Here is a 20,470-nt window from a genome sequence, read left to right as displayed (position 1 = left end):
GGGCCCTGGGGCTCAGGCCGGGCGCCGGCCGAACGGCCAGTCGACGATCCCGCCGGCATAGAGGGCCCACCAGACGAAGACCGGCTGAAACGCCAGCCGGGGGCCGTGGTACCACCAGCTGTCGGGCAGGCCCGGCACGACGATGCCATCCAGGGCGTGCTTGAGGTTGGCCGGGAAGACGCAGACCGCGTAGAGGGCGAGCCCGATCCCGGCCCAGCGCCGGGTCGGGCCCCAGGCGAGGCCGAGCACCCCGGCGAGCTCGCACAGGCCGGTGACGATCACGGTGAGGCGGGGCTCCGGCACCCAGCCCGGCATGATCGGCAGGAAGGCGTCGGGGGCGGCGAGGTGCACGATCCCGATGAAGCCGTAGGCCGCCATCAGGGGCAGGCGCCACCAGAAGCGCGGCGTCCTCATGGATCGGGCGCCCTCATGGCGCGAAGGCGTCGCGCAGGTCGGCGATGAGCGCCGCCACCACGGGGTGGTCGGCGCTCGCGAAGGCGGTCTCGCCGATCGCCGTCACGGGGGCGAGGCCCCGCAGGGAATTGGTCACGAACACCGCGTCGGCGCGCAGGAGTTCGTCGAGGCCGACGCTGCGTTCGGCGGCGGGCAGGCCGAGGCGCGAAGCGCATCCCGACAGAACCTCGCCGCGCAGGATGCCCGGCAGGACGCCGTCCGACAGGGGCGGGGTGACGAGGGTGGCGTCGACCACCGCGAACAGGTTGGCCGTGCCTGCGCAGGCGACGTGCCCGCGCGTGTTGCGGAACAAGGCGTCGTCGAAGCCGGCTGCCCGGGCCGCGCCGGCGGCCAGCACCGCGTCGAGGTAACCCAGCGTCTTCAGGCTCGCGGCCGGCGAGGTCTCGTTGCGGCGGATCTCCGTGGGGTGGAGGGTCAGGGGCGCGAAGGCCAGGGCGTCGCCCACCGGGGCGGCGCTCGCCCACAGCACCGGCCGGGGCGCGGCCGGGGGGCCGAGCCCACGCGGGCCGGAGCCCCGGGTCACGGTGGTGCGGATCGCCGCCAGGGGATGCACCCGGCCCGCCGCTTCGGCGAGCTCCCGCATCGCTTCGGCGATGCGCTCCGGCGCCACGGGAAAGCCCAGCGTCGCGGTGGCGGCCGCCAGGCGGTCCACGTGCGCGGCCTCGAACAGGATGCGGCCATGGCGGGCGAGGGCCGTGTCGAACACCCCGTCCCCGAGGGTCAGGCCCCGGTCGCCGAGGTCGAAGGGCACCGGCCCCTCGGTGAGGCCGCCGTCAAACCACAGCATCGGTCTGGGCCGGCAGGGCGTGGTCGGCGCGCCAGTCGCGGGCCAGTCGCAGGAAATTGGCGAAGATGGCGTGCCCGTTCTCGGTGAGCACCGATTCCGGGTGGAACTGCACGCCCCAGGTCGGGTGGGTCCGGTGCGACAGGGCCATCACCTCCCCTTCCGTCGAGACCGCATCGATGCTGAGCCGGTCGGCCATGCCGGCCTCCGGCGCCACGATCAGCGAGTGGTAGCGCCCGACCTGCATCGGGTCGGGCAGGCCGGCGAAGAGCCCGGCCCCGTCGTGCCGGATCGGCGTCGCCTGCCCGTGCAGGGGGCGCCCGGCGCGCGCCACCCGGCCGCCGAAGGCCGCCCCGATGGCCTGGTGGCCGAGGCAGACGCCGAGCAGCGGCACCGCCCCGGAGAGCGCCCGGATGGCGGGCAGCGAGATGCCGGCCTCCGCCGGGGTGCAGGGGCCGGGCGAGATCACGATCGCTTCGGGCGCCAGGGCGCGGATGCCGGCGACGTCGAGGGCGTCGTTGCGCTCCACTCGGACGGTCTCGCCCAGTTCCTCGAAGTAGCGCACCACGTTGAAGACGAAGCTGTCGTAGTTGTCGATGACGAGGATCACGGCGCCCTCCCCGCCTCAGGTTCGAAGGCCTGGAACACCCGCGCGGCCTTGGTCAGGGTCTCCTCGTATTCCGGGCCCGGCTCGGACAGCAGGGTGATGCCGCCGCCGGCCTGGAGCACGGCCGTGCGGTCGTTCATGAACACCGTCCGGATGGCGATGGCGGTGTCGAGGTCGCCGGTGAAGCCGAGGGCGCCGATGGCGCCGCAATAGAGTTCGCGCGCGTCGCTCTCGATCTCCGTGATGATGTCCATGGCGCGCAGCTTCGGTGCGCCGGTGATCGAGCCGCCCGGGAAGGTGGCGGCGATCAGGTCGAGGGCGTCCATGTCGGCTTTCAGGGTTCCGGTGACCACCGACACGAGATGGTGGACCGAGGCGTAGGATTCGAGGCCGCACAGCACCGGCACCCGCACGCTGTGGGGCTCGCAGATGCGCGAGAGGTCGTTGCGCAGGAGGTCGACGATCATGATGTTCTCGGCCCGCTCCTTGGCGTTGGCCTGCAGCGCCTCGCCCAGGCGCGCGTCGGCGGCCGCATCGGCCACGCGCCGCACCGTGCCCTTGATCGGCCGGGTCTCGATCGCCCGCCCGCTGAGCTTGAGGAAGCGCTCGGGGCTGCTGGAGGCGACCCGCAGGTCCTCGAAGTCGAGATAGGCGCCGAAGGTCGCCGGGTTGGTGGCGCGCAGGCGCCGATAGAGGGCGAACGGATCGAAGCCTTCCGGCAGGTCGGCTTCGAAGCGCTGGGCGATGTTGGCCTGGTAGATGTCGCCGGCGCGGATGTAGTCGCGCACCCGCTCCACGGCCGCCTCGTAGCCGGCGCGGGTGAAGTTCGAGCGCCAGGCCAGCGGCCCCTGCGCCGCCGGCTCTGGGCTCGGATGCGCGCCTTCCAGCAGGCGGGTGAACTGCGTCAGCCGGGCCCGGGCGCGGGCCTCGCGCGCGGCGGGGTCGGTCTCGGGAAAGCCCGTGGCGAGAAGGCGGCAGCGCCCGGTCGCGTGGTCGAGGCTCAGCACCGTGTCGTAGAGGTTGAAGGCGATGTCGTCGCAGAGGCCCGCCCGCCGGGCCGGGGGCGCCACCCGCTCCAGGGCGGCGCCGAAATCGTAGGCGACGTAGCCGATCGCGCCGCCCGCGAAGGCCGGGCCATCGGGGTCCCGCGCCGTGCGGTAGGGGGCGAGGCAGGCGCGCAGCGCCTCCAGGCCGGAGCCCGGGACGGGACGCCCATCCAGGGTGGCCTGGCCATCGCGAAACCGGAAGCGCCCGAACGGGTCCGCCGCCAGGGTCGAGGTCCGCCCCAGGGTGTCGTGGTGCATGGCGCTGTCGAGGAAGGCGAGCCCCGGCAGGGCGGCCAGGGCCTCGGCCGCCGCGACGGGCTCGACGAACGGGATGTCAGCAATCCACATGACGACTCGAAGGTTTTGGGGCGGCGACGGACCGACGATCCCGGTGTGCCGAAGCATTGGGGGCCGACGCATCCGTCGTGGCCTGCGGTATCATGCACAGGTGGCATGCGCGATGCCGTGGCAAAAGCGCGATCCGCGCATGGCTCGGACCCGCCCGGCTCGCTTGGGCGCGCGAATCCCGTTATAGGGCTGTCAACCTCTTTGTCCCGCCCTCCCCCGAGTCCCCGGCCGATCCGGTTCTTCCGCAGCCGGTCCGGCCCGACGAGCATCCATGACCGCATCCCCCCTGCCGCCGGCCCCCGCCAAGGCGGCGCCGAAAATCTCCTTCGTCTCCCTCGGCTGCCCGAAGGCGCTGGTGGATTCCGAGCGCATCCTCACGCACCTGCGGGCGGAGGGCTACGAGCTCGCCCGGCGGCATGACGGCGCGGACGTCGTCATCGTCAACACCTGCGGCTTCCTCGATTCGGCCAAGGCCGAGTCGCTCTCGGCCATCGGCGAGGCCATGGCGGAGAACGGCCGCGTCATCGTGACCGGCTGCATGGGCGCCCAGCCCGACGAGATCCGCGAGAAGTATCCGAACCTGCTCGCGGTCACCGGGCCGCAGGCCTACGAATCGGTGGTGGCGGCGGTGCACGCGGCGGTGCCTCCGGCCCACGACCCGTTCCTCGACCTCGTGCCGCCGCAGGGGGTGAAGCTCACCCCGCGCCACTACGCCTACCTGAAGATTTCCGAGGGCTGCAACAACCGCTGCACCTTCTGCATCATCCCCTCCCTGCGCGGCGATCTCGTCAGCCGGCCGGCCGGCGACGTGCTGCGCGAGGCCGAGAAGTTGGTGAAGGCCGGCGTCAAGGAACTGCTGGTGGTCTCGCAGGACACCTCCGCCTACGGGGTCGACATCCGCTACGCGGAGAGCCCCTGGCGCGACCGCGCGGTACGGGCGAAGTTCTACGACCTCGCCGCCGAACTCGGCGAACTGGGTGCCTGGGTGCGGATGCACTACGTCTACCCCTACCCGCACGTGGACGAGGTCATTCCGCTGATGGCCGAGGGCAAGATCCTGCCCTACCTCGACATGCCGCTCCAGCACGCGAGCCCGTCCGTGCTCAAGCGCATGCGCCGGCCCGGCAACCAGGAGCGTCAGCTCGAGCGCATCCGGCGCTGGCGCGAGATCTGCCCCGATCTCGCCATCCGCTCGACCTTCATCGTCGGCTTCCCCGGCGAGACCGAGGCCGAGTTCGAGGAGCTGCTGACCTGGATTCGCGAAGCCAAGCTCGAGCGTGTCGGCTGCTTCGAGTTCGAGCCGGTGGCCGGCGCCGTGGCCAACGGCCTCGGCGACCTCGTCCCGCCGGAGGTCAAGGCCGAGCGCAAGCGCCGTTTCATGGAGGCGCAGCAGGCCGTTTCCGTCCGCCTGCAGAAGGCCCGCATCGGCAAGCGCCTGCCCGTCATCATCGACGCGGCCGACGGCACCGTCGCCAAGGGCCGCTCGAAATACGACGCCCCCGAGATCGACGGGAACGTCCACGTCACGGCGCGCCGGCCCCTGCGGGTGGGCGACATCGTCACCGTGAAGATCGAGCGCGCGGACGCCTACGATCTCTACGGGAGCGCGGTGTAGGATTATGCACCCCTCCCCCCACCTTGTGGGGAGGCGGTGGGGTGGTTGAGTGCCCCTCTGTCGACTGAGGCTGGCCGAGCCCCCCCCGAGGGCAGGTCCATCGCAGAGGGTGGCGCGCCGTCATTCCGGGGCGCCGCACGAGCCCGGACCCGAAGGGGCGCGCCAGAGGCGCGCACGCAAGTCCGGAGCGGCTGACGGTGCGGGGCCTTGCATCACCTGTGTTTCAGGATCCCGGGCTCCGCTACGCGGCCCCGGGATGACGGGGGGCTGCGAGAGCGTTTCCGAAGAGCCGATCGGCATCTGCGATCGCCCTGTCCTAAGGGGGAGCGGAACGCGCCTTGTCCGGACAGGGCAGTGCTGCCGGGAGAAGGCCTCGGAGGCCTACCCGCCTCCGATCGCCCCGCTCGTGATCCGCCCGACCCCGGCCGCCGCCATCTCGGTCCAGGCCTGCGCCAGCGAGCCGTCCCGGTCGATGCCCCGCACGGCGTCCGCGACCACCAGGGCCTCGAAGCCGGCCGCCCGCGCGTCGCGGGCGCTCCAGGCCACGCAGTAATCCGTGGCGAGGCCGCACAGGACCACCCGGGTGAAGCCGCGCTCACGCAGGTAGCCGGCCAGCCCCGTGGGCGTGCGGCGGTCCGCCTCCAGGAAGGCCGAATAGCTGTCGACCCCCGGGTGGTGGCCCTTGCGGATCACCAGTTCGGCGCGGTCCGCCGCGAGGCCGGGGGCGAGGGCGGCCCCGGCGCTGCCCTGCACGCAATGCTCCGGCCACAGCACCTGCGGGCCATAGGCGAGCGGCACGGTGTCGAAGGGCGCCCGGCCGGGATGACTCGTCGCGAAGGAGACGTGCCCCGGCGGGTGCCAGTCCTGCGTCAGCACCGCGTGCGGGAACAGGCCGAGGAGGCGGTTCGCCGGCGCGACCACGGCGTCGCCGTCCGGCACGGCAAGGGCCCCCCCGGGCAGGAAGTCCACCTGCACGTCGATGACGAGGAGGACGTCCCGGGCTCCCGGGATCACGCGATCCTCCGATCCCGGGACGACCGGATCACGGGATCATCACCGTGGCGCCGGTGGTCTTGCGGGCGGCGAGATCCCGGTGGACCTGCTGCGCGTCGGCGAGCCGGGCCGTGCTGTGGACCGGGATCTTCACCGCGCCGCTCGCCACCACCGAGAACAGGTTCTTGGCCATGGCGTTGAGGGTCTCCCGCTTGCTCGCATGGGCGAAGAGCGAGGGGCGGGTGGCGTAGAGCGAGCCCTTCTGGCCCAGCAGCGCCAGGCTGAAATCGTCCACCGGGCCGGAGGCCGAGCCGAAGCTGACGAACAGGCCCAGCGGGCTGATGCAGTCGAGGGAGGCCGGGAAGGTGTCCTTGCCGACGCCGTCATAGACCACCGGCACGCCCTTGCCGCCCGTGATCTCCCGGACGCGGGCCGAAAAATCCTCGTCGCGATAGAGGATGACGTGGTCGCAGCCGTTGGCGCGGGCGAGCTCCGCCTTCTCCGCCGAGCCGACGGTGCCGATCACCGTGGCGCCGAGGTGCTTGGCCCATTGGCAGGCGATGAGGCCGACGCCCCCGGCGGCGGCGTGGAACAGGATGGTGTCGCCCGGCTTCACCGCGTAGGTCCGGTGCAGCAGGTACTCGGCGGTGAGGCCCTTCAGCATCATCGCGGCGGCGGTCTTGTCGTCGATGTCGTCGGCGAGGTGCACGGCGGCGCTCGCCTCGATCACCGCCTCCTCCGCATAGGTGCTCGCGGCCGAGCCGTAGGCGACCCGCTCGCCGACCCGGAAGCCGGTGACGCCTTCGCCGAGCGCCACGATCACGCCGGCGCCCTCCTTGCCGGGGGTGAAGGGCAGCTGCGGCGCCTTGTAGGCGCCCGAGCGGAAGTAGATGTCGATGAAGTTGACGCCGATGGCGGTCTGCCGGACGTGGATCTGGCCGGGGCCCGGGGCCGGCAGCGTCACGTCCTCGTAGCGCATCACCTCGGGGCCGCCGTACGCGTGAACCTGGATCGCCTTCGGCATCGTGTCGTTCCTCAGTGTGAGTCTTCGGTGTAGGTCTGGGGCGGGACGGGTGCGGGGCCACCGGCCGCGATGATCTGCGCCATAGACGGTCCCGGTATGCCGGCAATGGTGCAGGTTCTCATCCCGCTCCCGCCAGCCCATGTGCGCTGGCGCACCGGATCGGACTCCCGCGGCTCTCCGATTGCGTCCACGGCGGCCGCGTGATTAACGCAGGTTAACCGGCCCCCGTCCCGCGAGTCGTTCCCGGCTCCGGCGCCGGGATGCGGCCGTCCCGGTCCCGCCGGGAGGGCGCGGCACGACCATGACGATGGATCGGCTGAATGGATGAGATCGTGTGGATACGTCCTGCCGGGTACGACCCCGCCGTCCAGCCGGGCACGATCCTGCGCCCGGAGGCGGGACTGCCGGAATTCCAGGTGCTGGCCCGCCGGCCCGTGGTGATGATGTTCCATGCCGGTCCGGCCTGGGACATCCGGCCCTTCACGCAGCTCACCCTACGGCTCGTCGAACCGGAGGAACCGCCGCTCCGCGCCGGATCCGGTTGATCCCTTCGGCACGGACGAATCCGGGCTTCGCCCAGGCACGGCGCCAGCTCACACGATGCCGGTGAGGTAGTAGACCCCGATCACCAGGAACACCGCCCCGGTCTTCAGGAGCGTGATGGCGAAGACGTCGGCATAGGCCTGCCGGTGAGTCAGGCCCGTCACCGACAGCAGGGTGATGACCGCGCCGTTGTGGGGCAGGGTGTCCATGCCGCCGCTCGCCATGGCGGCGACCCGGTGCAGCACCTCCATGGGGATGTGGGCGGCCTGCGCGGCCGCGATGAAGGTGGAGGACATGGCCGCCAGCGCGATGCTCATGCCGCCCGACGCCGAGCCGGTGATGCCGGCCAGCGCCGTCACCGTCACGGCCTCGTTGACCAGGGGGTTCGGGATCGCCGAGAGGGCGTCGCGGATGACGAGGAAGCCCGGAAGGGCCGCGATGACCGCGCCGAAGCCGTATTCGGAGGCGGTGTTCATCGCCGCCAGCAGCGAGCCCGCCACCGCCGCGCGGCTGCCCTCCGCGAAGCCCTGCGAGACCGGGCGCCAGGCGAAGACCAGCACCGTGAGGATGCCGGCGAGCAGCGCCAGCTCCACCGCCCAGATCGCGGTCACGGACGAGACCGCGGTGACGATGGGCTTGTCGAGGCCGGCGAGGGCCGTCTCGGCCTTCGCGCCGTAGAGGCGTGGGATCAGGGCCGTGAAGGCGAGGTTCGCCACCCCCACCACGATCAGCGGCAGGAGGGCGATGGCCGGATGCGCGCGGGACGCCGCGTCCATCACCTGCGGTTCGTTGCTGTGGCCGGTGCCGTAGCCCTCGCCCCGGCGCCTGGCCGCGGCGATGCGCCGGTCGAGATAGGCGACGCCGACCCCCAGGATGAAGGCCGCGCCGATCAGCCCGAGCCAGGGGGCGGCCCAGGTGTTGGTGCCGAAGAAGGTGGTGGGGATGATGTTCTGGATCTGCGGAGTGCCGGGCAGCGCGTCCATCGTGTAGGAGAAGGCCCCGAGCGCGATGGTGCCGGGGATCAGGCGCTTGGGGATGTGGCTGAGGCGGAAGGCCTCCGCCGCGAAGGGATAGACCGCGAACACCACCACGAAGAGCGAGACGCCCCCGTAGGTGAGCAGGTTGCACACCAGCACGATGGAGAGCACGGCCCGCCGGGTGCCCACGAGCGCGATCACGGCGGTCACGATGGAGCGGGAGAAGCCCGACATCTCGATGACCTTGCCGAACACCGCGCCGAGCAGGAACACCGGGAAGTACAGCTTCACGAAGCCGACCATCTTCTCCATGAACAGGCCGGAGAAGACCGGCAGCACCGCCGACGGATCGGTGAGGAGCACCGCCAGCAGGGCCGCCACCGGTGCGAACAGGATGACGGAAAAGCCCCGATAGGCGACGAGCATCAGGAAGCCGAGCGCCAGCAGCGCGATGAACAGGCTCATGATCGGGGTGGGCCTCCGGGTCGCCGAGGGTCGCGGCCTTGCGCCGGATGGTACAAGCCCCGCCCCTGCGGCACCATCGCGGCCTTGACCGGCGCGGTGACACGCCTCTGTAAGCGTCAGGTTCTTTCGGTCGGCCGGGCTCTTGCCGGCCGATGCACTGCCCGATGCCGTTCTGGAGACCGCGACGCCGTGGCGACACTTCCTGCGAAATCCGAGGCTCCCCCGTCCGAGACCTTCGCGGTCGCCGTGGTCGGGGCCGGCGCGGCGGGCCTGAGCCTCGCCCTGGCGCTCGCCCGTGACGGCGTCGCCACCGCCCTGGTCGGCCGGCACGCCCCCGTGGCCGACGGGCGCACGGTGGCGCTCCTCGACGGCTCGGTGCGCTTCCTCGACGCCCTCGGGGTCTGGGCGGCGATCGCGCCCCAGGCGAGTCCCCTGGCCGAGCTCCACATCGTCGACGACACCGGCAGCCTGTTCCGCCCGCCCCCGGCCCGCTTCGTCGCCACCGAGATCGGCCTCGACGCCTTCGGCTGGAACGTCGAGAGCGCCCGCCTCGTCGAGGGCCTGCGCGCCGAGGCCCGCTCGGCCGCCAACCTGACCCTGTTCGAGGAGGACGCCGCGGGCTTCACGGCCGGCGCGGACGCCGCCACGATCACGCTGGCCGGGGGCGCCACCCTGTCGGCCCGTCTCGTGGCCGGGGCGGACGGCGCCCGCTCGAAGCTGCGCGAGGCCGCCGGCATCGTGCCCCGCACCTGGTCCTACCCGCAGAGCGCCATCACGACGATCCTCGCCCACACGCGGCCCCACCGCGACGTCTCCACCGAGTTCCACACCCGGCAGGGGCCGTTCACCCTGGTGCCCCTGCCCGGTGGGCTCCGCTCCAGCCTCGTCTGGGTGATGGGCGAGAGCCCCGCCAAGCGCCTGGCGGCCTGCGACGATGCGGCCCTCGCCCGGGCGGTGGAGCGCCAGGCCCAGGCGATGCTGGGGGCGATGCGCGTCGACGGGCCGCGCGGCCTCGTGCCGATGCGGGGCCTGTCCGTGCCGAGCCCGGTCGCGGCCCGCCTCGCCCTGATCGGCGAGGCCGCCCACGTCTTCCCGCCCATCGGCGCGCAGGGGTTGAACCTCGGCCTGCGCGACGCCGCGTCCTTGCGCGACGCGGTGATGCGGGCGGTGGCGGACGGACGCGACCCGGGTTCGCGCGCGGCGCTGGCCGGCTTCGCCCGCGGGCGCGACCTCGACGCGCGCTTGCGGTCGACCGCGGTCGACGCGCTCAACCGCAGCCTGCTCGCCGACCTCCTGCCGGTGGACGCCCTGCGCGGCCTCGGCCTCCTCGCCATGACGACGATCGGCCCGTTGCGCCGCATCGTCATGCGCGAGGGCGTGCTGCCCCGCCTCGGCGCCCCGAGCCTGATGCGCTGATCAGCGCCCGGCCACGCTCCGGACCGGGCCGTCCTGAGCGGGACTCTCCCGGGCCACCCGCCGGTCGACCGAGCCGGTGGCGATCTCCGCCGCCGGGTCCGCCGTACCGTCCTGGAAGGCGGTGCCGGACTTGCCCAGGGCGACGCCGTGGGCGAACAGGGCCTTCATATACCCCTGGTCGAACGGCGCAGCGGAGGTCTTCCCGAAGCGCCCGTCGATCAGGGCGACCTGAAGGTCGAGGCCGGTGCGCCGGGCGAAGCCCTGGCTTAGGGCGAGCGCGGCGCGGGTCTGTGCCTTGATCGCCGCCGACATCGAGCGGCCGAGCACGCTCAGGGTCGTGCGCGACGCCATCTGGAAGTCGGGCGCCAGACTGTTGTTGACGACGAGGTAGACCTGAGGCGTCGGCAAGGGCGCCGGATCCTTCGCCAGGAGCATCGCTTCCGGGGCGAGATAGTATGGCGCGGTGGTACCGCCGTCGTCGTGCATCTCCTGGAAATGCTTGCCGTCGCCCGCCACAGCGTCGATCATCACCGGGGGAAACACTCCGGGCACGGCCGAGGAGGCCAGGATCACCGAGCGGAACAGCGCCAGCGCCTTCGGGCCCCCGGTCTGCGCGATGGCCCCCATGTCCCACAGGACCGGCCGCTCGCCATCCACTGCCGTGGTCGCCACCAGGAGCCGGCGGCCCTTGGCGTGCTCCGCGGCCACCGCCTTGAGAAGGGCCGGGGTCACCGCCCGGTCGATCCGGCGCTTGAGGGGCCAGGTATCGGTGAGGGCCTCGTTCGTGCCGCCGAACTCGAACACGTCCGCGGCGGAGATCTCGGTGTAGTTCTGGCGCAGGGCCGCGTCGCCGGCGGTGCCGATGAAGGCGAAGGGCGCGATCATCGCGCCGGTGCTGACGCCCGTGATGATGCCGAAATCCGGCCGCGTGCCGGCCTCGCTCCAGCCGTTGAGCAGGCCGGCCGCGTAGGCGCCGTTCTCACCCCCGCCCGAGAGTACGAGCCAGGGCCTGTTGGCGGCCGAGGCTCCATCGAGAAGGGTGCGGAAGGCGGCGGCATCGTCGCCGGGAATGCGCAGCCCCGCCGCCAGTCCGTCGGGCCACGCCGTCGCGGCCTCGGCGGCCGTGAAGGCCACGCGCCCGGATTGCGTCGCGGACTGGACCTGCTTCTCGACGGCCGGCTTGGCGCGCTCGGCGGCGAACGTGGTCTGCGGAAGGCCGAGACCGATCAGGGCTGCTCCAAGCAGCACCGGATGGCGGAAGCCAGTCCGCCGGGTCGATGATCCGGACATGGGTCCGTCCTTCGTCGTCCGTGAGGTGCCCCCTCGATCATGAGAACGTGAGCCGGAGACGGGCGTTCCGCCGCGCGCACCGCGACGGCGGCATGGCAAACGGCTTGCGTGCGCCCGCGCACCTTTACGGCGGGGCCGGCCTTGCCCTAACCGCTGGTTCGGGACGCCGATCTCACACAAAGAAACTCCCGGGAGCCAGAACCACCCATGAAACTGCCACGCCGCTTCTTCCAGCCGCTCGCCACCGGCGCACCGGCCCCCTTCCGCGAGCTTCCCGTCAAGCTGGAGCGGATGATCCACTTCGTGCCGCCCCACAACGAGAAGGTCCGGGCCCGCGTGCCGGAGCTCGCCGCCACCGTCGACGTGGTGCTGGGCAACCTCGAGGACGCTGTGCCGATCGACCAGAAGGAGGCGGCCCGCAAGGGCTTCGTGGCCATGGCCCGGGCCACCGACTTCGCCGCCTCCGGCACCGGCCTCTGGACCCGCATCAATGCCCTGAACTCGCCCTGGATCCTCGACGACCTGTTCGAGATCGTCGCCGAAGTCGGCGACAAGCTCGACGTCGTGATGGTGCCCAAGGTCGAGGGGCCGTGGGACATCCACTACATCGACCAGCTGCTGGCCCAGCTCGAGGCCCGGCACGGCGTGACCAAGCCGATCCTCGTCCACGCCATCCTCGAGACCGCCGAGGGGGTCGCCAACGTCGATGCCATCGCCGCCGCCTCGCCCCGCATGCACGGCATGAGCCTCGGACCCGCCGACCTCGCGGCCTCCCGCGGCATGAAGACCACCCGCGTCGGCGGCGGCCATCCGGATTACCGGGTCATCGCCGACCCGACGAGCGACGGCGCCGCCCGGGCCTCCGCCCAGCAGGACCTCTGGCACTACACCATCGCCAAGATGGTCGATGCCTGCATGGCCAACGGTCTCAAGGCCTTCTACGGCCCCTTCGGCGACTTCTCCGACGGCGAGGCCTGCGAGGCCCAGTTCCGCAACGCCTTCCTGATGGGGTGCGCCGGGGCCTGGACCCTGCACCCGAATCAGGTCGCCATCGCCAAGCGGGTCTTCGCCCCCGATCCGGCGGAGGTCGCCTTCGCGGTACGGATCGTCGAGGCGATGCCCGACGGCACCGGCGCGGTGATGCTCGACGGCAAGATGCAGGACGACGCCACCTGGAAGCAGGCCAAGGTCATCGTCGATCTCGCCAAGCTCGTGGCCGAGAAGGATCCGGAACTCGCCAAGACCTACGGTCTCGCCTGAGGGTTTTTCCCCTCCCCTTCGTCATCGGCGGAGCACCGCCGATGACAAGTGGCCCGGAGCCGCTTATTTTCTATCGCATGACCGATACGATCACTGCCGATTCCGTGATGAGAACCGCCAAGTTCGGCCTCGGTGCCGTCGTGCGCCACCGCATCTATCCCTTCCGCGGCATCGTCTTCGACATCGACCCGGTGTTTGACAACACCGAGGAATGGTGGCTGGCGATTCCCGAGGAGGTCCGGCCACGCAAGGACCAGCCGTTCTACCACCTGCTCGCCGAGAATGCGGAGAGCGAATACGTCGCCTACGTGTCCGAGCAGAACCTCGTGACCGACACCTCCGGGGAGGCCCTCCGGCATACCGGCATCGCCGAGGTGTTCGAGCGCGACGCCGACGGCAGCTACCGGATGCGCGGGGCAGCCCACGCCAACTGAGACCCCGCCGGCGCGGTCGGCGCCGGGAGACAGGCCCGTGAAACGCAACGAGGCCGGGCATCGCGCCCGGCCTCGTTGCGTTCAGGAAGGCCGGCCGCGCGAGCGGCCGGCGGAGTCGCGATCCTCAGGGCTTCGGCGCGGCGGCCGGCGCACCGGCAGCCGGTGCAGCGCCGGCGGCGTTCTGCTGCTCGAGCTTCTTGCGCATGTCCTCGCTGCGCTTCTCGAGTTCCGCCTGCAGCTTCTTCTGCTGCTCCTCCAGCACCTTCGGATCGATGGCCGGGCCGTCGAAGGCCTTGCCGAAGCCGCTGATCGGCACCGCGAAGGTGACCTCGCGCTGGGTCTGGTTCTGGACGCTGACGTTGAGGGTGGTGCCCTTCTTCATCGCGGCGACGAGCTCGGGGCCGACATTGCCGGCCTCGGCGAAGCAGCCGTTGGGGAAGCACACGGCGAACTTGCCGGCGGTGCCCTGCTGGCCGTCGATGGTGAAGCGGATGCCCGGCTGCAGCAGCAGGCCGAGGGGCAGCAGGTAGCGGATCACCCGCACTTCCTGCTTCTGGGCGGCGTTCTTCATCTCGTAGACGGCGACCGCGAGCACGGGCTGGCCCTGGTCGGAGACGAAGTCGCGGGTGGTGTAGCAGACGTCGGTGCCGCTGGCCTGGTCCTTGCCGCAGACCTTGGTCCATTCCGTCTGGGCCGGATCGGACTTCACGTTGACGATCTGCGGGCCCGTCTGGGCCGCCCCGGTGGGAGCGGCGGCCGGGGGCGCCGTCGGCGCGGGGGCGGTCGGGGCCGGCGCGGCCTTGCCCTTGGCTCCCTGCGCGAGAGCCGGTCCGGCAACCCCCGCCATTCCGGTAAGGCCCGCCAGGGCGAGGAACGCGGCGACGCGCAGCGGGCGCGCGGGACGGTTGGCGAAGAACATCAGCTCTGACCCCTTAAGATACGGCGTAACGGATTCGGCTCGCGGGATGCGCCTCGAAGCTGGGGCGCGGATTCGCATCGAACGGTTCGGACTTCAAGGGCGCTTCGGGCGTTCGGACGTCCGTTCGGCCCCTGCCCGGCGCATACATCGCACCAGGCCCGCCGGACGGGCACCCTTCGACCGAGATCGCTTCGAAGCCGACATCCCCCTGGGCCGAGATCATGACTGGACCGGGATCGCAGCGGTGCAGCGGATGAGAGCCTCCGCCACCGCGCGGCAACCCGCGGACCGCGCCCTCGACGGCGCAGTCCCGTCCCGACGACAGGGCGGCCTGCTTTCCCCCCGAATGCGGCGAAGACATGACACCACGGCCGTGGCCGGGGGGCTGCCGCGGCTCCGGGGTTAAGGCGAACTTAACCCTAAGCCTTCATGAACGAAGGGTCGCGGGAGTCAGCGTACGTGCCGGCGCAGCAAGCAGCCCAGTTCCAAGCCTCCCATCTCCTGGACTCGGTCCGGGCGGGAATCCCCCTGTCCCAGGCCAGCCGCCGCATGGCCGGCGGGTCCGCACCCGGGCCCGGCCGTCCGGCCCTGGTGGGGTCCGGGGCCACGCCGGGGAGCCCTGCGGGCGCGGGGCCCGACAGCGCGCGGGTTCCACCCCGGGCGCAGCGTCTCTGTACTCTTCTGGCGGGGACGGCCCATGCCCATCCCCATCGCGTCGCCTTCGTCGATCCGCCGCATAAGCCCCTCTGGAGCGGGCGGCCCGCCATCACCTGGACCTACGGGGCGGCGGCCGAGATCGTGGCCCGCCTCGCCAACGGCCTGCGTAGCTGGCGCCTGGCCCCCGGCAGCCGCATCGGCCTCGCCCTCCCGGGCAGCTCCGAGAGCTTCCTCGCCTACCTGGCCGTGGAGGCCGCCGGCCACATCCCCTGCCTGCTGCCGCTGAGCCTCGACGAGGAGGGCCTCCTCGCCGCCGTGCAGCAGGCCGCGCTCCCGGCGGTCATCACCCAGACCCGGTTCGGCCCCCTCGCCCTGGCCGAGCGCCTGTGCCGGGTCGCGGTCCGGTATTTCGGGCTGCGCTACCTCGCCGCCTTCGGCCCGGACGTTCCGGACGGCGTGATCAGCCTCGACGCCATGGCCCTCGACCAGGCGGGCGGCCCCTTCGCCCCCGGGCCCGGCGGCCTCATCAGCTTCACCGCGGGCGATCCCGCGCATCCGGTCCACCGCAGCGGCGACGCCCTGCTGGCGGCCATCGCCGTGTACCTCGTCACCGCCCGGGTCCAGCCCGGGGACCGCATCCTCAGCCTGGTGCCGCAGAGCGACCTGCGCGGCCTCGTGACCGGCCTCGGGGCGGCCCTCGTGGCGGGCGCCGGCCTCGAGACGCTGCCGGTGTTCGAGGCCCGAAGCTTCGCCGACGCCCTCGACCGGCCGCTGCCGACCCGCCTCGTCGTGCCGGCGGCGCTGGAGCGAAACCTCGCCGCCAGCCGCCTGCCGCGGACGCTGGAGGCCATCGTCCTCGCGCATCGCGCCCCGGGGCGCCTCGGTCCGCGCACCCTCGCCTCCGAGGCCCATCGCCCGATCATCGACGTGGTCGCCTTCGACGAGACCGCCCTCCTGGCCGGTGCCCGGGAGGCCAACGACGTCGCCCTGGCGCTGACCCATCCCGAGCGCGCCCACCTGTTCTCGACCCTCATGGCCCTGCGGCGGGACCCGGACGGGCGCCTCGCCTTCCGGGGCCGGGCCTGCCACGCCGAGCCGCTGCAGCGCGATATCGCGATCCCCGAGACGGTCGATGCCTGGGCGCCCTCGCCCTTCGCCGCGGGCATCGAGGACGACCGCACCCTCGCCATCCGGCGGGCCTGAACCGCCCGCCGTCCGGGCTGCCGACCGGGGGACCGCGGCGCCTTCCGGCGATCGGCCGCGGCGCCCGCCGCCGATCCGCGATTGCGGTGCCGAAAGCCGGTTTGCCGATTCGCCGGAACGGGTTGGGCGAAGGCCGCGCGCTCCGTCGCCACCGAATGATGCGCCGCATCGAATCGGTTCATCCGCCGCTCAGGGATCGGGCGGCACGGTCACGTCCGAAACGTGGCCGGCGAACCAACCGCCCCCATGTGTGTTGTCACACGGGTCTCTTTCCAAGGGACGAAGGATGGGCTAGCACTGATGCTCATGGGTGCGCTGCAACAAGTTCTCGTGGTCGACGACGGCCACCGTGCGATCGATCACTCGCTCGCCGCCGAGCTCGCGGAGCTCGGCTACGCCAGCGTCACCGCCTCCCTCGAGGCGGCGCATGACGTGCTCGCGGTCATCGCGCGCCCGGCCGCCATCCTGCTCCAGGCCTCGTCCCGGCGCGATCCGGCCTATGCCCAGCTCTCCGAGCGCCTGCGCGAGCAGATGCGCCAGGCCGGCATCCCGGTGATCGTGGTCGACGAGACGATGGGCCGCCGGTCCGGCACCTGCATCGACCTGCAGAGCCAGATCGGCCCCTACGTGCTGAACCAGCCGGACCTCTGAGAGACTGGTCGAAGAGACCGTCCCAACCTCTTCTGTTCCATGCGAAAAGGGCGTGCCGGCGGCGCGCCCTTTTCGCATTCCGGCTCAGGCCGCCTTCTTGCGGCGGGCGATGGTCGACAGGCTGCGCAGGATCGTGGTCGTCACCTTGAGGCGCTCCGGGATCGTGTCGAGCTCGCGGATGAAGACGATGCTCATGTCCGGCCGCACCTTGGCGAAGGAGGCCTGCTCGGCGACGTAGGCCACGAGCCCCTGCGGGTTGGCGAAGGCCTTGTCGCGGAAGTGGACGACGACGCCCTTCGGGCCGGCCTCGACCTTCTCCACGTTGGTGTCGCGGCACAGGATCTTGATGGTGACGATCTTGAGGAGCTGCTCCACCTCCGGCGGCAGGGGTCCGAAGCGGTCGATCAGCTCGGCGCCGAAGCTCTCCATCTCGGCGTCGTTCTCCAGGGTCGAGAGCCGGCGGTAGAGCCCGAGGCGGACGGTGAGGTCCTCCACGTAGTCCTCCGGGATCGTGACCGGCGCGCCGAGCGCGATGGTGGGCGACCAGGCCTCCTCCACCGGCTCGTCGATGCCGGCCTTGAGCGCGGTGACGGCGTCCTCCAGCATCTGCTGGTAGAGCTCGTAGCCCACCTCCTTGATGTGGCCCGACTGGGCGTCGCCGAGGAGGTTGCCGGCGCCGCGGATGTCGAGGTCGTGGCTCGCGAGCTGGAAGCCCGCGCCCAGGGTGTCGAGGGTCTGGAGCACCTTCAGGCGCTTCTCCGCCTGGACCGTGAGGGTGCGGTTGGCCGGGGTGGTGAACAGCGCGTAGGCCCGGGCCTTGGCGCGTCCGACGCGGCCGCGCAGCTGGTAGAGCTGGGCGAGGCCGAACATGTCGGCCCGGTGCACGATCAGGGTGTTGGCGGTGGGGATGTCGAGGCCGGATTCGACGATGGTGGTCGACAGCAGCACGTCGAACTTGCCCTCGTAGAAGGCCGTCATCACGTCCTCGAGCTGGCCCGCCGCCATCTGGCCGTGGGCCACCGCCACCGTGGTCTCGGGCATCTCCTGGTCGAGGAAGCGCTTGACCTCGGCCAGATCCTCGATGCGCGGCACCACGTAGAACGACTGGCCGCCGCGGTAGCGCTCGCGCAGCAGGGCCTCGCGGATCAGGAGCGGATCGAACGGGGTCACGAAGGTGCGCACCGCCAGGCGGTCCACCGGCGGCGTCGCGATGATCGAGAGCTCGCGCACCCCCGTCATGGCGAGCTGCAGGGTGCGGGGGATGGGCGTCGCCGACAGGGTGAGCACGTGCACGTCGGCCTGGAGCGCCTTGAGGCGCTCCTTGTGGGCCACGCCGAAATGCTGCTCCTCGTCGACGATGATGAGGCCGAGATCCTTGAAGGCCACGGCCTTGGCCAGCAGCGCGTGGGTGCCGACGACAATGTCGACGGTGCCGGCGGCGAGCCCGTCGCGCACCCGCTTCATCTCCGTGTTGGAGACGAAGCGCGACATCTGGGCGACCTCCACGGGCAGGCCCTTGAAGCGCTCGCTGAACGTCCGGTAGTGCTGGCGCGCCAGCAGCGTGGTGGGCACCACCACCGCCACCTGCTTGCCCCCCATGGCCCCCGCGAAGGCGGCGCGGAGCGCCACCTCGGTCTTGCCGAAGCCGACGTCGCCGCAGACGAGGCGGTCCATCGGCCGGCCCGCATTGAGGTCGGTGAGCACCGCGTCGATGGCGTTGGCCTGGTCCTCGGTCTCGTCGAAGGCGAAGCGGGCGGCGAACTCGTCGGTGAGCCCCTCCGGCGCGTGCAGGCGCGGGGCCTGCCGCACGAAGCGCTCGGCCGCGACCCGGATGAGCTGGCCGGCCATCTCCAGGATGCGCTTCTTCATCTTGGCCTTGCGGGCCTGCCAGGCGCCGCCGCCGAGACGGTCGAGGGCGATCTCGGCATCCTCCGAGCCGTAGCGCGTCAGGAGCTCGATGTTCTCCACCGGCAGCAGCAGCAGGCCGCCGGCATACTGGATCTCCAGGCAATCGTGCGGCGCCCCCGCGGCCGTCACGGTCTTGAGGCCGACGAAGCGGCCGATGCCGTGGTCGGCATGGACCACGAGGTCGCCGGGCTGGAGGGCCTGCACCTCCAGGATGATGTCCTGCGGGCGCTTGGCCTTGCGCTTCTGGCGCACCAGCCGGTCGCCGAGGATGTCGCCCTCCGAGATCACCGCGAGGCGGTCGACGACGAAGCCGGAGTCCAGGCCCCAGACCGCGACGGCGACGTCGGTGCCGCGCTTCAGGGCGTTCACCGCCGCGAGGGTGTTGATGGCCACGGGCTTCTTCAGGCCGTGGTCGGCCAGCACCGAGCAGAGCCGGTCGCGCGAGCCGTCGGACCAGGAGCCCAGGATGACGTGATGCCCGGACCCTTGCAGGTCCTTCACGTGGGCGACGGCCGCGTCGAACACGCTGGCGGCCTCCTCGGCGCGCTCGGCCGCGAAGGTGCGGCCCTGGCGGCCCTCGCAGTCGATGGTCGCCCGGTCCGGGCTCTCCGGCATCGAGAAGGGCGAGAGCCGGGCGATCGCCGCCGCCGCGACCCGGTCGCGCCACTCGTTGGGGGTGAGGTAGAGGGCGGAGGGCTTCAGGGGCTTGTAGGGCGCGACCCCGGGGGACGGCGCCTTCATCGCCTCGGCGCGGGCGTCGTAATAGTCGCGGATCAGGGTGAGGCGCTCGTGCGCCGCCTCGTCCACCTGGGCGTCGAACACCATCGGCACGCCGGCCACGTAGTCGAACAGCGTGTCGAGGTGGTCGTAGAACAGCGGCATCCAGTGCTCGAGGCCGGCATAGCGCCGGCCCTCGCTGATGGTCTCGTAGAGCCGGTCGTCGCGGGTGGCGGCCCCGAAATTCGAGAGGTAGCCCTGGCGGAAGCGCCGGATCGTCTCGGTGGTGAGCTGCACCTCGCTCATCGGCACGAGGTCGAGGGAGCGCAGCTGCCCGACGGTGCGCTGGGTCTCGGGGTCGAAGGCGCGGATCGATTCCAGGGTGTCGCCGAAGAAGTCGAGGCGGATCGGGTTGGGCAGACCCGGCGGCGACAGGTCGAGGATGCCGCCGCGCACCGCGTACTCGCCGGTGTCCCGCACGGTGCCCGTGCGCAGGAACCCGTTGGCCTCGACCCAGGCCGTCACCGTGTCCATCGGCACCACGTTGCCGATGGCGGCCGAGAACGTCTCGACCGCGATCTTCTCTCGGGGCGGCACCCGCTGAATCAAAGCGTTGACGGTGGTGCAGAGGATGCGGGGCTGTTCCTCCGAGGAGCGCGAGCGGGCGAGGCGCGACAGGGCCGTCATGCGCTGGGCCGCGATGGCGCCGTTGGGCGAGACCCGGTCGTAGGGCTGGCAGTCCCAGGCCGGCACGCTCATCGCCTCGATCTCGGGGGCGACGAACTTCAGGGCGCTGACGAAGGCGGCCGAGCGCCCCGAATCGCGGGCGACATGCACCAGCACCGCCGGCCCCTCGACGTCCCGGCTGAGGGCCCGGGCGAGATCCGCCACGACCACCGCGTCGAACCCCTCCGGCACGTTGGCGAGCGTCGGGCTGTCGCCGCGCTTCAGCGCCTCCAGGGCGCGGGCCAGCGCCCCGGATTTCGGCAGGGCGAAGCGCGCCGTCTGGGGTCTTGCCGCGGGCGCGGGGGCTTTGGGTTGAGGTTTTGCCATCGGGTCGGGGTTCTGAACTCGTGCTGGGCCGGGCGGAAGCGCCTGTTCTTCCGTCCGCCATCCTGTCTCGGAAGGACCGCCTCGGC

17 protein-coding genes are annotated in these 20,470 nt (G+C 71.9%); 7 read left to right on the top strand and 10 right to left on the bottom strand.

The window, feature by feature from the left end; all coding sequences use genetic code 11:
• Nucleotides 1-12: 12 nt before the first annotated feature.
• From AC6EUL_RS18485 to pabB, 4 genes are read right to left on the bottom strand one after another with little or no spacing between them, the layout of a single operon-like run.
• On the bottom strand, nt 13-414 hold the full coding sequence (locus AC6EUL_RS18485) for a DoxX family protein (protein ID WP_499871837.1): 402 nt from the start codon (nt 412-414) through the stop codon (nt 13-15).
• Between the two features lie 13 nt (nt 415-427).
• Entirely contained in the window at nt 428-1,261 is an 834-nt protein-coding gene (locus AC6EUL_RS18480; RefSeq protein WP_499871835.1) for an aminotransferase class IV, read from the bottom strand.
• On the bottom strand, nt 1,248-1,868 hold the full coding sequence (locus AC6EUL_RS18475) for an anthranilate synthase component II (RefSeq protein WP_499871833.1): 621 nt from the start codon (nt 1,866-1,868) through the stop codon (nt 1,248-1,250). Before AC6EUL_RS18475 ends, AC6EUL_RS18480 begins: the two co-directional genes overlap by 14 nt.
• Nucleotides 1,865-3,259 carry an aminodeoxychorismate synthase component I gene (gene pabB, locus AC6EUL_RS18470; protein WP_056221968.1) on the bottom strand — a complete coding sequence of 465 codons (1,395 nt, stop codon included), beginning with the start codon at nt 3,257-3,259 and terminating at the stop codon, nt 1,865-1,867. The genes AC6EUL_RS18475 and pabB overlap by 4 nt, the downstream gene beginning before the upstream one ends.
• Before the next feature lie 271 nt (nt 3,260-3,530).
• Between pabB and rimO the strand changes: the two genes are divergently transcribed.
• Nucleotides 3,531-4,874, top strand: coding sequence for a 30S ribosomal protein S12 methylthiotransferase RimO (rimO, locus tag AC6EUL_RS18465; protein ID WP_499871830.1), 1,344 nt, complete (start codon nt 3,531-3,533; stop codon nt 4,872-4,874).
• A gap of 381 nt (nt 4,875-5,255) precedes the next feature.
• Here rimO and pncA read toward each other — a convergent pair whose 3' ends face one another.
• Both pncA and AC6EUL_RS18455 read right to left on the bottom strand, forming a co-directional pair.
• Nucleotides 5,256-5,888, bottom strand: a complete 633-nt coding sequence (pncA, locus tag AC6EUL_RS18460; protein WP_056274976.1) for a bifunctional nicotinamidase/pyrazinamidase — start codon at nt 5,886-5,888, stop codon at nt 5,256-5,258.
• Nucleotides 5,889-5,916: 28 nt separating this feature from the next.
• Complete coding sequence (locus AC6EUL_RS18455; RefSeq protein ID WP_499871828.1) at nt 5,917-6,891, bottom strand: quinone oxidoreductase family protein; 975 nt, start codon at nt 6,889-6,891, stop codon at nt 5,917-5,919.
• 320 nt (nt 6,892-7,211) lie between these two features.
• Between AC6EUL_RS18455 and AC6EUL_RS18450 the strand changes: the two genes are divergently transcribed.
• Nucleotides 7,212-7,436 (top strand): hypothetical protein, encoded by a 225-nt coding sequence (locus tag AC6EUL_RS18450; protein ID WP_056221957.1) that lies wholly within the window; start codon nt 7,212-7,214, stop codon nt 7,434-7,436.
• Between the two features lie 48 nt (nt 7,437-7,484).
• Here the strand turns inward: AC6EUL_RS18450 and AC6EUL_RS18445 are convergent, their stop codons facing one another.
• Nucleotides 7,485-8,876 carry a GntP family permease gene (locus AC6EUL_RS18445; RefSeq protein ID WP_499871825.1) on the bottom strand — a complete coding sequence of 464 codons (1,392 nt, stop codon included), beginning with the start codon at nt 8,874-8,876 and terminating at the stop codon, nt 7,485-7,487.
• A gap of 189 nt (nt 8,877-9,065) precedes the next feature.
• On the opposite strand from AC6EUL_RS18445, the gene AC6EUL_RS18440 reads away from it, so the two are divergent.
• Nucleotides 9,066-10,292, top strand: a complete 1,227-nt coding sequence (locus tag AC6EUL_RS18440; RefSeq protein ID WP_056274983.1) for an FAD-dependent monooxygenase — start codon at nt 9,066-9,068, stop codon at nt 10,290-10,292.
• On the opposite strand, the gene AC6EUL_RS18435 is transcribed toward AC6EUL_RS18440, so the two are convergent.
• On the bottom strand, nt 10,293-11,582 hold the full coding sequence (locus AC6EUL_RS18435; protein ID WP_499871823.1) for a patatin-like phospholipase family protein: 1,290 nt from the start codon (nt 11,580-11,582) through the stop codon (nt 10,293-10,295).
• Between the two features lie 207 nt (nt 11,583-11,789).
• Here AC6EUL_RS18435 and AC6EUL_RS18430 point away from each other — a divergent pair, with 207 nt between their 5' ends.
• Both AC6EUL_RS18430 and hspQ read left to right on the top strand, forming a co-directional pair.
• Nucleotides 11,790-12,842, top strand: a complete 1,053-nt coding sequence (locus tag AC6EUL_RS18430; RefSeq protein ID WP_056221945.1) for an HpcH/HpaI aldolase/citrate lyase family protein — start codon at nt 11,790-11,792, stop codon at nt 12,840-12,842.
• A gap of 107 nt (nt 12,843-12,949) precedes the next feature.
• Nucleotides 12,950-13,276, top strand: a complete 327-nt coding sequence (gene hspQ, locus AC6EUL_RS18425; RefSeq protein WP_244480222.1) for a heat shock protein HspQ — start codon at nt 12,950-12,952, stop codon at nt 13,274-13,276.
• A 124-nt stretch (nt 13,277-13,400) separates the two neighbouring features.
• Here the strand turns inward: hspQ and AC6EUL_RS18420 are convergent, their stop codons facing one another.
• Nucleotides 13,401-14,195, bottom strand: coding sequence for an invasion associated locus B family protein (locus AC6EUL_RS18420; protein ID WP_499871821.1), 795 nt, complete (start codon nt 14,193-14,195; stop codon nt 13,401-13,403).
• 459 nt (nt 14,196-14,654) lie between these two features.
• Here AC6EUL_RS18420 and AC6EUL_RS18415 point away from each other — a divergent pair, with 459 nt between their 5' ends.
• Together AC6EUL_RS18415 and AC6EUL_RS18410 are read left to right on the top strand one after the other, a co-directional pair.
• The gene (locus AC6EUL_RS18415) at nt 14,655-16,055 is read left to right on the top strand and encodes an AMP-binding protein (RefSeq protein ID WP_244476435.1); all 1,401 of its coding nucleotides are present in this window, start codon (nt 14,655-14,657) and stop codon (nt 16,053-16,055) included.
• Between the two features lie 306 nt (nt 16,056-16,361).
• Entirely contained in the window at nt 16,362-16,706 is a 345-nt protein-coding gene (locus AC6EUL_RS18410; protein WP_056222214.1) for a hypothetical protein, read from the top strand.
• 84 nt (nt 16,707-16,790) lie between these two features.
• Here AC6EUL_RS18410 and mfd read toward each other — a convergent pair whose 3' ends face one another.
• Nucleotides 16,791-20,384: a transcription-repair coupling factor gene (gene mfd, locus AC6EUL_RS18405; RefSeq protein ID WP_056221939.1), complete on the bottom strand. Its 3,594-nt coding sequence runs from the start codon at nt 20,382-20,384 to the stop codon at nt 16,791-16,793.
• Nucleotides 20,385-20,470 lie beyond the last annotated feature (86 nt).

The organism is Methylobacterium sp. 001424705, assembly GCF_059816145.1.
This window is presented reverse-complemented; position numbering and strand designations above follow the sequence as displayed.

Coding starts and splice junctions, on each gene's coding strand:
- AC6EUL_RS18480 (WP_499871835.1), bottom strand. CDS start 1,261: ATGCTGTGGTTTGACGGCGGCCTCACCGAGGGGCCGGTGCCCTTCGAC.
- AC6EUL_RS18450 (WP_056221957.1), top strand. CDS start 7,212: ATGGATGAGATCGTGTGGATACGTCCTGCCGGGTACGACCCCGCCGTC.
- AC6EUL_RS18485 (WP_499871837.1), bottom strand. CDS start 414: ATGAGGACGCCGCGCTTCTGGTGGCGCCTGCCCCTGATGGCGGCCTAC.
- AC6EUL_RS18445 (WP_499871825.1), bottom strand. CDS start 8,876: ATGAGCCTGTTCATCGCGCTGCTGGCGCTCGGCTTCCTGATGCTCGTC.
- rimO (WP_499871830.1), top strand. CDS start 3,531: ATGACCGCATCCCCCCTGCCGCCGGCCCCCGCCAAGGCGGCGCCGAAA.
- AC6EUL_RS18420 (WP_499871821.1), bottom strand. CDS start 14,195: ATGTTCTTCGCCAACCGTCCCGCGCGCCCGCTGCGCGTCGCCGCGTTC.
- AC6EUL_RS18455 (WP_499871828.1), bottom strand. CDS start 6,891: ATGCCGAAGGCGATCCAGGTTCACGCGTACGGCGGCCCCGAGGTGATG.
- pabB (WP_056221968.1), bottom strand. CDS start 3,259: ATGTGGATTGCTGACATCCCGTTCGTCGAGCCCGTCGCGGCGGCCGAG.
- hspQ (WP_244480222.1), top strand. CDS start 12,950: ATGAGAACCGCCAAGTTCGGCCTCGGTGCCGTCGTGCGCCACCGCATC.
- mfd (WP_056221939.1), bottom strand. CDS start 20,384: ATGGCAAAACCTCAACCCAAAGCCCCCGCGCCCGCGGCAAGACCCCAG.
- AC6EUL_RS18435 (WP_499871823.1), bottom strand. CDS start 11,582: ATGTCCGGATCATCGACCCGGCGGACTGGCTTCCGCCATCCGGTGCTG.
- AC6EUL_RS18430 (WP_056221945.1), top strand. CDS start 11,790: ATGAAACTGCCACGCCGCTTCTTCCAGCCGCTCGCCACCGGCGCACCG.
- AC6EUL_RS18410 (WP_056222214.1), top strand. CDS start 16,362: ATGGGTGCGCTGCAACAAGTTCTCGTGGTCGACGACGGCCACCGTGCG.